At 63.9% G+C, this 12671-nt stretch carries 11 protein-coding genes; 4 read left to right on the forward strand and 7 right to left on the reverse strand.

The genetic code is table 11. From position 1 onward, the window contains the following. The first annotated feature begins 66 nt into the window (after positions 1-66). Together mtr and KRX12_RS03500 are read left to right on the forward strand one after the other, a co-directional pair. Complete coding sequence (mtr, locus tag KRX12_RS03495) at positions 67-1458, forward strand: mycothione reductase (protein WP_218365760.1); 1392 nt, start codon at positions 67-69, stop codon at positions 1456-1458. A gap of 145 nt (positions 1459-1603) precedes the next feature. Further along, positions 1604-2368, forward strand: a complete 765-nt coding sequence (locus KRX12_RS03500; protein ID WP_218365761.1) for a hypothetical protein — start codon at positions 1604-1606, stop codon at positions 2366-2368. Positions 2369-2418: 50 nt separating this feature from the next. Here the strand turns inward: KRX12_RS03500 and KRX12_RS03505 are convergent, their stop codons facing one another. The 5 genes from KRX12_RS03505 to dxr all read right to left on the reverse strand — a co-directional run bounded on the left by KRX12_RS03505 (position 2419) and on the right by dxr (position 8446). Continuing rightward, positions 2419-3846: a cobyric acid synthase gene (locus KRX12_RS03505; protein ID WP_218365762.1), complete on the reverse strand. Its 1428-nt coding sequence runs from the start codon at positions 3844-3846 to the stop codon at positions 2419-2421. Positions 3847-3877: 31 nt separating this feature from the next. Beyond that, a complete protein-coding gene (gene map / locus KRX12_RS03510; protein WP_151528538.1) occupies positions 3878-4750 on the reverse strand; it encodes a type I methionyl aminopeptidase in 873 nt (290 codons plus the stop codon). A gap of 115 nt (positions 4751-4865) precedes the next feature. After that, complete coding sequence (gene ispG / locus KRX12_RS03515; protein WP_151528856.1) at positions 4866-5996, reverse strand: flavodoxin-dependent (E)-4-hydroxy-3-methylbut-2-enyl-diphosphate synthase; 1131 nt, start codon at positions 5994-5996, stop codon at positions 4866-4868. A gap of 73 nt (positions 5997-6069) precedes the next feature. After that, the gene (locus KRX12_RS03520; RefSeq protein ID WP_218365912.1) at positions 6070-7218 is read right to left on the reverse strand and encodes a M50 family metallopeptidase; all 1149 of its coding nucleotides are present in this window, start codon (positions 7216-7218) and stop codon (positions 6070-6072) included. Positions 7219-7282: 64 nt separating this feature from the next. Beyond that, a complete protein-coding gene (dxr, locus tag KRX12_RS03525) occupies positions 7283-8446 on the reverse strand; it encodes a 1-deoxy-D-xylulose-5-phosphate reductoisomerase (RefSeq protein WP_151528536.1) in 1164 nt (387 codons plus the stop codon). 224 nt (positions 8447-8670) lie between these two features. On the opposite strand from dxr, the gene KRX12_RS03530 reads away from it, so the two are divergent. Continuing rightward, a complete protein-coding gene (locus KRX12_RS03530) occupies positions 8671-9096 on the forward strand; it encodes a DUF2631 domain-containing protein (RefSeq protein ID WP_218363454.1) in 426 nt (141 codons plus the stop codon). A gap of 128 nt (positions 9097-9224) precedes the next feature. Here KRX12_RS03530 and rlmN read toward each other — a convergent pair whose 3' ends face one another. Beyond that, complete coding sequence (gene rlmN, locus KRX12_RS03535) at positions 9225-10328, reverse strand: 23S rRNA (adenine(2503)-C(2))-methyltransferase RlmN (RefSeq protein WP_218365763.1); 1104 nt, start codon at positions 10326-10328, stop codon at positions 9225-9227. A gap of 130 nt (positions 10329-10458) precedes the next feature. Between rlmN and KRX12_RS03540 the strand changes: the two genes are divergently transcribed. Continuing rightward, complete coding sequence (locus KRX12_RS03540; protein ID WP_370625531.1) at positions 10459-10920, forward strand: lipopolysaccharide assembly LapA domain-containing protein; 462 nt, start codon at positions 10459-10461, stop codon at positions 10918-10920. Positions 10921-11021: 101 nt separating this feature from the next. Here the strand turns inward: KRX12_RS03540 and KRX12_RS03545 are convergent, their stop codons facing one another. Next, on the reverse strand, positions 11022-12644 hold the full coding sequence (locus tag KRX12_RS03545) for an MFS transporter (RefSeq protein WP_218365764.1): 1623 nt from the start codon (positions 12642-12644) through the stop codon (positions 11022-11024). Between the last annotated feature and the right edge of the window lie 27 nt (positions 12645-12671).

Consider the following 12671-nt stretch of genomic DNA (forward strand, 5'->3'; position numbering starts at 1 on the left):
ACTACTGTTGGAGAACGACAACTCGTATTCACCAACTATGACCCGTGTATGAAGGAGTTTTCCCCTATGGCTACTGCCGCGGACAAACACTATGACCTCGTGATTATTGGCACCGGCTCCGGTAACTCGATTCCCGGCCCGGAGTTTGAGGATAAGTCCATCGCGATCGTGGAAAAGGGCGTCTTCGGCGGAACCTGCCTCAACGTCGGCTGCATCCCCACCAAGATGTTCGTCTACGCCGCAGAGCAGGCCCGTGCCGCCGCCCACAGCGAGCGCTATAACCTCGATACCCAGTTCAACTCCGTGGATTGGCCGGCCCTACGCGAGCGCGTCTTCGGCGAGCGCATCGATAAGATTGCCGCCGGCGGCGAAGCCTATCGTCGCGGCGACGAAACCCCGAATATCGATGTCTACGATGGCCACGCCCGCTTTGTGGACACCAAGACCATCGCCACCGCGGATGGCGATACCCCAGTAGTGATCTCCGGCGAGCAGATCGTGCTGGCCGTGGGCTCGCGCCCGCAGATCGTGGCGCCCTATGCCGGCACGGATTTCCGCTACTACACCAACGAAGACATCATGCGCCTCGAGGAACTTCCCGAGTCCATCATCATTCATGGCGGCGGGTTCATCGCCGCCGAGTTCGCGCATGTCTTCCACGATCTCGGCGCCAAGGTGACCGTGATCAACCGCTCCCCGCGCATGATGAAAACCCTCGACGAGGATCTCACCACCTACTTCACCGAGGTGGCCGAAAAGACCTGGAATACCTATCTGGGCCACGACATCAGCGAGGCCACAAACACTGAGGATGGGGTTCGGGTGACCCTCGACGATGGCACCGTGCTCGAGGCCGATGTCTTCCTCGCCGCCACGGGACGCGTGCCCAATGGCGACCAGCTCGACGCCGAAAAGTCCGGCATCGAACTCGACGGCCCCCGCATCAAGGTGGACGACTACGGCCGCACCAGCTGCGAGGGCGTGTGGGCGCTGGGCGATTGCAGCTCCCCCTACCTGCTGAAGCACGTGGCCAATGCGGAGATGCGCGCCGTGCGCCACAACCTGCTGCACCCCGAGGATCTGCGCCCCATGCCGCACGAGAACGTGCCCTCCGCCGTGTTCACCCATCCGCAGATCGCCACCGTGGGACTGACCGAAGAGCAGGCCCGCGAGAAGGGCTATGACATCACCGTCAAGATCCAAAAGTACGGCGATGTGGCCTATGGCTGGGCGATGGAAGATGAGTCCAACTTTGTGAAACTCATCGCCGATCGCGCCACCGGCCAGCTGCTGGGTGCGCACTTTATCGGCCCCGAGGCCGCCACCCTGATCCACCAGCTGATCACCGTCATGACCTTCAAGCTGGATGTGCGTAAGGTCGCCACCGAGCAGTACTGGATCCACCCCGCGCTCCCCGAGCTGGTGGAAAACGCACTGCTGGGATTGGATTTCTCCTAGCTTCTCGCCCCGCCTGAACGGCGATAGCAGCGGCAGCCGAGCGCCGCACTCCCCCGCAGCACAGACGCCTGCGAGGGGTCACTGCCGCGCCCGTGCCTGCCGCTTTTCTCTCTTCTCCCCCACGGCGTAGAATCCATAAACCATCGTGTCTGCACCAGAATCTCGTCACCCCGCATCCGTGGCCACGCTCAGCCTCGCTGTAGCTGTGACCATAGCTTTGTCTGCCTTGGGCACGAACTTCACGCATCAATCGCTGTGGTACTCCGGTCTCGCCGCCGTGACCATGGTGGTGTGTTCCGGAGCCATTGGGCTCCTGGCCATTCGGCGTTTCGTGTACCAGCATGTGCCGATCCGGTGGCCCCACCTATTGTGCGGCGCGGGCGCGGTGGTGAGTTTGATCAGTGGCTGCGCCACCCTCGTGGTCCGGCAGCTGGGCTCGCCGACGATTCACTCCACCGTGACCCTCGCCTCCTTTTATGCCATGCCCGTGGCGGCCGTGGCCTGTGCCCTCGGCGGATTCTTGCTCCTGCCGCGGCGCTGCGTTCCCGCGGTTTTTGGCATCATCAGCGGTGCTTTAGCCACCGGCTATATCTCGCTCGGCGAGGATACGCTGCTCACCCGCTCCGGGGTGGTGGCCACCGCTGTCGCTACCCTCGTGCTGAGTGTATGGAGCATTGTGGATCTGCGCGGCTATCGCTCCCGCGGCGCCTGGCCACTGCGGCTCGCGGCCGCCATCATCGCCGCGGTGATGACCTACGCCATCGTCATCGCTGCCACCCCCAGCAGCTGGTGGGCCAGCTATGCCCCACCCCAAGCTCTGGCCCTGAGCTATATCGCCGCCGCAGCACTCGGGCTCAACGGCGGGCTCTCCTATCACGGGCCGCAGCAGCGCCCACACGACGCCGCCTAAGAGCTGGCAGCGCCCGCTCGCCTTAGGCCCTGCGGCTTAGGCCCAGCGGCTTAGACCCCGAGATCCGCGCAGAGCTGCGCCAGATCCCAATGCTGCTCGACCGTATCGGCGATGAGATCCAGCTGGCGCATCCGCTCTGCGGCAAAGGAGGTATCGGCACTGACCACAAACCCCGGCTTGCCGGCGGTCTGCGCCACCCAGGCGAGAAAACCGCGGCGGGTGGCATCGTGTTCGAGCAGGCCGTGCACATGGGTGCCGCGGCATAACGCGGTGGCACAGCCCTCGCCATTAAGCCAGGGCTGCTCGGCATTAGCCACCACCCGCCCGTGATGGATCTCGTAGCCGCCCTGCGGGGTGCGAGTGAGGGTTTTGGTCTCGTGGAACTCGATGGTGGCGTCGAAAAGCCCGAGCCCTGCAGCCTCGCCGGGGCCTTCGACCCCGTCGGTGATGTGGCGGCACATCATTTGGAAGCCGCCGCAGATACCGAGCGTCGGGCCGCTGCGCTGCACGATCGCATCTGCCAGCCCGCTGCTGCGCAGCCACTGCAGATCCGACACCGTGGACTTCGAGCCGGGCAGCACCACCAGATCGGCGGAGGCCACCTCATCCGGATCGACGCTCCAGGTCACAGTCACGCCCGGTTCACAGGCCAGCGCCTCCACATCGGTGGCATTGGACACCCGCGGCAGCCGCACCGCCGCAACCCGCAGCCGCTGGGTGCCCAGGGCCGTGGTGGGAGGCCCAACGGGCGCACCAATCACCGATTGCAGGGAGTCCTCCGCATCCAGCCACAGCCCGTGAATATAAGGCAGCACCGCCACGGTGGGAACCCCGGTGCGTCGCTGCAGCTCCTCCAGCCCAGGCTCGAGCAGGCTCTGGTCCCCGCGGAACTTATTGATCACAAAGCCCTTGATACGGGCCCGGTCTGCGGCGGAGACAATCGCGTGGGTGCCATAGAGATGCGCCAGCACTCCCCCACGGTCGATATCGCCCACCACATACACCGGCAGATCCGCGGCCTCGGCGAGGCCGAAATTGGCCACGTCTGTGGCGCGCAGGTTGATCTCCGCCGGCGAGCCGGCTCCCTCGCAGACCACGATGTCATAGCGGCTCTCGAGGTCGCCGAGTGCTGCCGCCGCAACCTCACGCAGCTGGAGGCGGTGCTCCACATAGGAGGTGGCCGATACCTGCCCGCGGGCGGTGCCGCGCACCACCAGCTGCGAGGTGCGATCCGATCCGGGCTTGAGCAGGATGGGGTTGAAGTCCACATGCGGCTCCAGCCCGCAGGCGGCCGCCTGCATGGCCTGGGCGCGCCCAATCTCCCCGCCGGTGGGGCACACCGCCGAGTTATTGGACATGTTCTGTGCTTTGAAGGGGGCCACCGCATAGCCGCGGCGGCTCAGCGCCCGACACAACCCGGCGGCGATAATGGATTTCCCGGCATCGGAGGTGGTGCCGGCGATCAGTAGAGCTACCACGGGATTTCTTCTGTGTCTCTAGTCCTCGTCTCTAGTCCTCATCGGGCAGGGTGAGGATCTCGTTGCCATCCTCGGTGATCACGAGGGTGTGCTCGAACTGGGCGCTATAGGCGCCGTCGGTGGACTGCACTACCCAGCCATCGTCCCACATCTTGTAGTCGAGGCCGCCGAGGTTGATCATCGGCTCGACTGTCAGCGTCATGCCCGGCTCGAGCACATCGCGATAGGCCTGGGAATCGTAGTGCAGCACCACGAGCCCATTGTGGAAGGTCGGGCCCACGCCATGGCCGGTGAAATCACGCACCACGGAGTAGCCGAAACGCTTGGCATAGGATTCGATGACCCGGCCGATCACATTGACCTCGCGGCCCGGCTTGGCCACCTTAATACCGCGCATCATTGCTTCTTTGGTGCGCTCCACGAGCAGCCGGTGCTCCTCGGAGACATCACCGGCGAGGAAGGTGGCATTAGTATCGCCGTGCACACCATTTTTGTAGGCGGTGATATCCACGTTCACGATATCGCCGTCCTGGACCACGGTGGCGTCGGGAATGCCATGGCAGACAATCTCATTCACCGAGGTACAGCAGGATTTCGGAAAGCCGCGATAGCCGAGCGTGGAAGGATAGGCGCCGTGATCGCACATATACTCGTGCGCGATCCGATCCAGGGTATCGGTGGTTACTCCAGGAGTGACGGCCTTACCCACCTCACGCAGGGCATTCGCGGCGATCTTGGAGCTTTCGCGCATCGCCTCGATGGTCTCGGGGGTCTGCACATAGGGTTCGCCAATGGCCTCCTGCACCTCGTCCTTCCACGCGTATTCCGGACGCTCAATATGATCCGGCACAGCACGGATAGGAGTCTTGCGGGCAGGTACTTGCAAACGGGGGCGTTGAGTCATGCCCCTTATACTAGGCCCGTCGCCAACGCTTATCGACGCCGCCCTCCATCAGCACTGCCGTGCCCCTGGCGGCTCACGCGCAGGGGCTGGTGAACAACGTCGGTACAGAGTGGGTTTAGCTCACCGTCACAGAGGGCGAACCGGACTCGGTCTCCTCCATGGTTTCGGCGATGCGGGTGGCTTCCTCAATCAGGGTTTCCACGATCTTGGATTCGGGCACGGTCTTCACTACCTCGCCCTTAACAAAGATCTGGCCCTTGCCGTTACCGGAGGCCACACCGAGATCAGCGTCGCGGGCCTCGCCCGGGCCATTGACCACGCAGCCCATGACGGCCACGCGCAGCGGCACCTCGAAGCCCTCCAGGCCTGCGGTGACTTCCTCGGCCAGGGTGTAGACATCCACCTGGGCGCGACCGCAGGAGGGGCAGGAGACGATCTCCAGCTTGCGGGGGCGCAGGTTCAGCGATTGCAGAATCTGATCGCCCACCTTGATCTCCTCCACCGGGTCAGCGGAGAGGGAGACACGAATGGTATCGCCGATACCCTCGGCGAGCAGCGCGCCGAAGGCCACCGAGGATTTGATGGTGCCTTGGAAGGCCGGACCGGCCTCGGTGACACCGAGGTGCAGCGGGTAGTCGGTCTGCGCAGCGAGCTGGCGGTAGGCCTCCACCATCACCACCGGATCATTGTGCTTGACCGAGATGGCAATATCGCCGAAGCCGTGCTCCTCGAAGAGGCCGGCCTCCCAGACCGCGGACTCCACCAGCGCCTCCGGGGTGGCCTTGCCGTACTTCTCCAAGAAGCGCTTATCCAGCGAGCCGGCGTTCACGCCAATACGGATGGGGATGCCGGCCTCGCCGGCGGCCTTCGCCACTTCTTTGACGCGCCCATCGAATTCGCGAATATTGCCGGGATTAACGCGCACGGCCGAGCAGCCGGCGTCGATCGCCGCGAAAATGTATTTCGGCTGGAAGTGAATATCTGCCACCACGGGAATGGGTGATTTCTTCGCAATGGCAGGCAGCGCCTCCGCATCCACCGTCTTGGGGCAGGCGATGCGTACAATATCGCAGCCAGACGCTGTGAGCTGGGCGATCTGCTGCAGCGTGGCGTTAATATCGTGCGTCTTGGTGGTCGTCATCGACTGCACGGAGATGGGATAATCGGATCCCACGCCCACATCGCCCACCATGATCTGGCGGGTTGTGCGACGTGGCGCGAGGGTGGGCAGCGGGGCATCCGGCATGCCGAGACCGATCGGGGTACTCACAGAGAGATTCTCCTTTAAGAGATTTTTTGGGCTTTGGATGTTGATGTTATCAGCCGAATAGGCGCACAGGGTTGACCACATCGGCGGCAATGATCAGCACACCGATGCCCATCAGCAGCGCCCACATCACCACAATGAGCGGCATGAGGGCCGCGTAATTGGCCGGCCCCGCCGGGGCGAGGCCGCGCATCCGGCGGATGGCGTCGCGAAGCTTCTCATAGAACACGATCGCGATATGGCCGCCGTCGAGCGGCACAAAAGGAAGCAGGTTGAACAGCGCGAGGAAGAAATTCAGGCTGGCGAGCATCATGGCGAAGATCGACCACTGCGAGCGCTCCACGAGCTCCCCGCCCACCAGGGATGCACCCACCACGCTCATGGGCGAATCCATCTCCCGTTCAGCGCCGAAGATGGACCGAGCCACCCCGGGCAGCTTGGCGGGCAGCGAGGCCACTCCCTGCCACGTGGCATGCAGCATCGCTCCGGAATAGTGCAGGGTGGCGGGTACCGCCTCGAGGGGGCCATAGCTGAGGTAGAGATCAGGGATCGGCGCATTGACTACCCCAATCACGCCCATCTCCTGGCCCTCCACTGTGCGGGAATCCACGCGCACATCCAGATCGACGGGGCGGTGATCGCGCTCCACCTGCACCGTGATCTCTTCGCCGGGGCGCTGCACCACATAGTCGCGCACATCGGTGAAAGTGGCCATGGGCTGCCCATCGATCGCGCGGATCGTATCGCCCGGGCGCACGCCCGCCACAGCAGCCGGCCCCTCGCGTACCTCGCCGACCCGGGCGCTGAGATCCGGATCGGGATTCGGCAGCCCAGCGGTGGCGGCCACCAGATACAGCGTGAGCAGGCCGAGGACCAGGTTCATCAGTACCCCGCCGAGGAGCACAAACACGCGCTGATACCAGGGCTTGTACACCATGGCGTAAGGGCGTTCGTCCTCCGTGACGGGATCCACCGAGGTCATGCCCGCAATATCGCAGAACCCGCCCAAAGGAATCGCTTTGAGACCATATTCGGTGTGGCCTTTGCGGAAGGAGAACAGCGTGGGGCCGAAACCGATGAAGTAGCGCCGCACCCGCATACCGCAGGCGCGCGCCGCCAGTAGGTGACCCAACTCGTGCAATGCGATCGTGATCGCAATACCGAGCGCGAAAAGCACCACACCCATTGTGTAACTCACGATTCCACCGCCTTCTGCCTCGAGCTAACCCCTCGCATACTACAGCGCGGTCGCGCAAACTATCCAGCTAGCGCTCGCGGCTGCGAATCTCCTGCTGTGCCAAGGAGCGCGCCCTATCCTCCACGGCCAGCACATCCGCGACGTCACGGGGCGGAATCGCGAAATCCTCCGCCTTATCGACGATCGCTGCCACCACATCCACGATCTGCGGGAAGCGAATGCGCCCCTGCAAAAACGCCTCTGCGGCTTCCTCATTGGCGGCGTTATACACCGCGGGAACACTACCGCGGCGCGAGGCGACATGGCGGGCTAGCTCCACAGCGGGGAAGGCGGCATTATCCACCGGCTCGAACTCCCACGCGAAGGACTGCGAAAAGTCCAGTGCGGGCTGCGCATCCTTGACCCGCTCCGGCCATGCCAGGGCATGAGAGATCGGCAACTTCATCGACGGCGGGGAGGCCTGGGCAATGGTGCAGCCATCGACGAAGGTGACCATGGAGTGAATGATCGACTGCGGGTGCACGGTGACATCAATGAGCTGCGGGTCGATATCAAAAAGATAGCTGGCCTCGATGAGCTCGAGTCCTTTATTAATGAGGGTCGCAGAGTTGAGAGTGTTCATCTGCCCCATCGACCACGTGGGGTGTGCGGCGGCCTGCTCGGGGGTGACCTCCCACATGCGCTCTCGGTCCCAGCCGCGGAAGGGGCCACCCGAGGCGGTCAAGACGAAGCGGGCGACCTCCTCGCTCCTGCCGGAGCGCAGGCACTGGGCCATCGCCGAATGCTCCGAATCCACCGGCACCAGCTGCTCGGGGGCGGCGGCCCGCAGCACAATATCGCCGCCAGCGACGAGCGACTCCTTATTGGCCAGCGCCAAGCGTGCCCCCGACTCCAGCGCGGCCAGGGTGGCCCCCAGCCCGAGGGAGCCCACGAGACCATTGAGCACGGTATCGGCCTGCTGGCTGCGCACCAGCTCGGCGGAGGAATCCGCACCGGAGATCACCGTTCCGCCAAGCGCCTCCGAAGCTGTCTGCGCCGCGGTATCATCCGCGATGGCCACCTGCTCGGGCGCCAGTCCGCAGCGGCGGGCTTGCTCAATGGCGAGCGTGACAGAGCGGCCTCCACAGGACAGCCCCACGAGCTCAAAGCGATCGGGATTCGCTTCAATGATCTCGAGGGCCTGTGTGCCGATAGAACCTGTACTTCCTAAGAGGATGACGCGAGTCTTCATTCCTTTATTCTTGCACTCGCACCACGAGCGCGGCTGCGGACACCACCAAGAAGCTCTGTGCCCTGCGGCCAGCTGCCTCTCCCCCGTGTGCGGCTAGCACGAAAGCACAGCTGTGGAGGGCCCGCTGCTGCGACACGGGGCGAGCAAAACAACTTCCATGAAACCTAAGAATGTGCAAAGATAGACGGAGAACTTTAAGCGTTTACTAAGAAGGAGAAAAGACTGTGTCTGGCGCTTCCCACCACATCGAGCCGGAAGTCTACAACGGCGTAAGCACCCTTGACGAGCCCTCGGCGAAGTGGGGCTGGCACGATCTCGGTTTGGTTCCCACCCAAATTGCTGGCTGGGTTTCCGTATTCTTCCTCCTCGGCTACAACTTCGGTAACCACAAGGGCCACGTGGAAACCATCTGGTTGTTCCTGCTCGCCGGTCTGGTGGCTATCGGGCTGCTCCTTCAGCTCTTCGCCCCCAAGCTCAACCAGGTGCGCACCGTGACCGCCCATAACAAGCCGGAGGGCCACCAGGAGCCGGTGTGGACCTACCAGCAGCACGCCATGACGGGCAAGTACGCCGAGCTGAGCGACTCCGAGCTGCGCGCGCTCAACATTGATCCCTCGACCGTCCCGAACCGCACTGCTGTAGAGAAGTAAGCACGGCGCTGTTCAGATTGCTGGTCTAAGGACTCCCTCCTTCACACAGCACACACAATCCCCCACGCACCCAGCAGGTGCATGGGGGATTATTGCATTGCTAGCCCGTGGGCTGGCTGGCGCGTGAGCTAGCTGGCCCGCTCCTCTGCGGCGAGCTGACCGCAGGCGGCGGCAATGTCTTGGCCGCGGGTATCGCGCACCGTACAGGGCACGCCCTGGGCGATCACGCGGCGCACGAACTCATCCTGGCGCTGTTTGGGTGCGGCATCCCACTTGGATCCTGGAGTGGGGTTCAAGGGGATGAGGTTCACATGCACGCGCGAGCCTAAGGCCTGGTGCAGCTTCTTGCCCAGCATGTCCGCACGGAAGTCCTGATCGTTGATATCGCGGATCAAGGCGTACTCGATGGACACGCGGCGACCGGTCCTGTCCGCATAGTAGCGGGCGGCGTCGAGCACCTCGGCCACGGACCAGCGATTATTCACCGGCACCAGGCTATCGCGCAGCTCATCATCCGGGGTGTGCAGACTCAGCGCGAGGGTGACGCTGAGATCTTCCTCAGCCAGCCTCCGGATCGCCGGCGCCAAGCCCACGGTGGAGACGGTGACATTGCGCATGGAGATTCCGAAGCCTTCCGGCGCCGGGCGGGTGATCTGCTTGACCGCGCTCAGTACGCGCTTGTAATTGGCCAGCGGCTCGCCCATACCCATGAACACCACATTGGTCAGGCGGCCACCCTCCTGCTGCATGGTGGCCGCCGCCCGACGCACCTGATCCACGATCTCACCAATGGAGAGATTGCGATCCAATCCGCCTTGGCCGGTGGCGCAGAAGGGGCACGCCATTCCGCAGCCGGCTTGGGAGGAGATACACAGGGTGGCGCGGTCGGGATAGCGCATGAGCACCGACTCCAGCAGCGTGCCATCATTCAGCCGCCACAGAGTTTTTTGGGTGGCACCCGCATCGGCTTCGGTGACGCGCACCTTGGACATCAGCTCGGGAAAGAGCGCGTCCTTGACCTTCTGCCGGGCGGACTCGGGCAGGTCGGTCATCGTCAGCGGGTCGGCTTCGAGCCGCCCATAGTAGTGACGGGCAATCTGGTTGACGCGGAACTTCGGCAACCCCAGCTCGGTAATAGCGGAGATGCGCTCCTCGGGATCGAGATCGGCGAAGTGCAGCGGCGGCATGCCGCGCTGCGGGGCTTTGAACTGCAGGCGAACGGGTTCAGACATAGTAGGCCCCATTGTTTCACGAGGAAGGAGGCCCGTGGAAATCCACTATACTGACGGTGTTTAAGATTTCCTCGAGATTTATTCTCTTGTCCACCTGCACGATCTTTATACCCCGCACGAGGAGACATCCGTGACCACCCCCGCTGAGCCCACTCCCAGCTCCGAGCCGCACCCGCGTATTAATGACGACTCGATCCTCGGCTCCTCCCACCCCACCCGCGCCCACGACGCCGTAGCCGAGCGCGCTGAGAGCTCCACTGCCCCAGCCCGCCGCGAGGATCACGCGCCGGAGCAGCACAGCGAGGCGGATAGCTCTGCGGACGCGGAGAAGAAGCCGGCCAAGCTCAACCGCACTCTCGCCTCCTCTACTTGGGCGGCACTGATTATCGGCGCCCTGCTGCTCATCCTGTTGCTGGTGTTCATCATGCAGAACCAGCAGGCGGTGGAACTGCAGCTCTTCGCATGGACCTTTGAGTTCCCGGCCGGCGTGGGCTTCTTGCTCGCCGCGATCGCCGGCGCGCTCATTATGGCCTTGGCCGGAATCGTGCGCATGTTTGAGCTGCGGCGCCAAGTAAAAAAGGCCCGCCAATAAGCAGCCGTCGTTTTAATTGCCAGCGGGGCGCTCTCACGTTTGAGGGCGCCCCGCTGTTTACTTCTGCCCCTGCCTTGCGGCGGGCGGTAGAACGCTAGGTTTTAGGGACGCTTCTTGGTGGAACGGCGCACCATCAGCGCCCCGAGCAGACCGATAACCAGACACAGCACGGCCGCATAGAGCGATACCTTGGTGGCCTCGGCGAAGACGCGGGCCAGGGGCGCAATGACCTCCTCGGGTGCTCCCTGCTGGCGCAGGCCGACCAGCGTACCACCGGCGGAGCTGCGCATGGCCTCGGCTAGCTGCGCTTGGCTGCCGACGAAGTCTGCGGACCGCCACGCGAGGGCGGCAGAGAGGGTGGCACCGGCCATAGCGGCACCTAGGGCGGAGCCGATCTGGCGCACGGTGGACTGGGTGGCGGATGCTTGGCCGGACTGGGCAACGGGGATATCGCCGAGTACCAGCGAAGTCAGCTGCGCCGAGGCGAGGCCGAGGCCAATGCCATAGACCACCAGGGCGAAAACCACGAGCCACAAAGGCTGTCCTACCCGTTCCTCGGCGGCGAGCTGTAGCGTGCCGAAAACCTCAAGCCCCAAGCCCACGAGCACCACACCCGGAGCGCCGATTCTGGCTGCCAGATGGCGGGCTGCGGCACCAGAGAGGAAGGCACCTATCGCCATCGCGGCCAGCACGAGCCCCGTAGCTAGGGCAGACAGCCCCGCCGAGGACACAAGATAGAGCGGCAGTACAAAGACGAGCGCGAACTCGCCCACCGCCACCATCAAGGCGGTGAGGTTTCCCCAGGTGAAAGTGGGATAGCGGAACATGCCGAGATCCAGCAAGACCGACTGCTGGCTGCGGGCACGGCGCAATTCGGTGGCAACGAAGCCACTCAAGGACGCCGCGGCAATCACCAGCGCGATACCAGCGGCAGAGGGCCAGTCCTGCGGCCACTGCGCGGAGCCGAGGTGAAAGTCCGAGATGGCTGTCCACCAGCCCAGTTTGGGCCCTTCAATGATGCCGAAGACAAGCGTGCCGAAGCCGATCGCCGAGAGGCTAAAGCCGAGAACGTCTCTCTCCCCCGTCGGCTGCTGCGCAGCGCCGCTGGGCTCGGCGGCGGTATCGGGCACCCACGCGAGTGCTGCGCCGACGAGGACGAAGGCCAGAGGAACGTTGACCCAAAAGATCCATTCCCAGCCGGCGTATTCGGTGATGACACCGCCGAGCAGCGGGCCGAGTGCGGCGGCGCCGCTCATCACCGCGCCCCACACGCCGAAGGCTGCCGCGCGATCCTTGCCGCGGAACATGGCGTTAGTGGTGGATAACGTCGATGGCAGAATGCAGGCTCCACCCACGCCCTGCACCACGCGGGCCACAATCAGCGTGGAGACGGAGCTAGAGAGTGCGGCTAGGATCGAGCCGCTTGCGAAGATACACAGCCCGGCGAGGAAAAACTTACGCCGGCCGTAGCGGTCGCCGAGGCGTCCGGCGGCGAGCAGCAAGGCGGCGAATACCACCGAGTAGACGCTGCTGACCCACTGGGCTTCCGAGAGATCAAGGTTGAGTTCGCGAATAATCGTGGGCATGGATACGCCCACGATGGTGCCGTCGAGCACAATGAGCGCCAGCCCCACGGCGAGAATGATGAGTGCGCGCCACTTATGCGGGGTGGCGGTGTGCTCCTCCGCAGGAACTGCCTCATCTATAGAGTTATGTGCCATCATGGTGCTTCAGCATAGTCGCCGCTGCTA

It is taken from the genome of Corynebacterium sp. TAE3-ERU2, from assembly GCF_019209955.1.
Lineage (GTDB): Bacteria > Actinomycetota > Actinomycetes > Mycobacteriales > Mycobacteriaceae > Corynebacterium > Corynebacterium megadyptis.

Coding starts and splice junctions, on each gene's coding strand:
- mtr (WP_218365760.1), top strand. CDS start 67: ATGGCTACTGCCGCGGACAAACACTATGACCTCGTGATTATTGGCACC.
- map (WP_151528538.1), bottom strand. CDS start 4,750: ATGACTCAACGCCCCCGTTTGCAAGTACCTGCCCGCAAGACTCCTATC.
- ispG (WP_151528856.1), bottom strand. CDS start 5,996: ATGCCGGATGCCCCGCTGCCCACCCTCGCGCCACGTCGCACAACCCGC.
- dxr (WP_151528536.1), bottom strand. CDS start 8,446: ATGAAGACTCGCGTCATCCTCTTAGGAAGTACAGGTTCTATCGGCACA.
- rlmN (WP_218365763.1), bottom strand. CDS start 10,328: ATGTCTGAACCCGTTCGCCTGCAGTTCAAAGCCCCGCAGCGCGGCATG.
- KRX12_RS03545 (WP_218365764.1), bottom strand. CDS start 12,644: ATGATGGCACATAACTCTATAGATGAGGCAGTTCCTGCGGAGGAGCAC.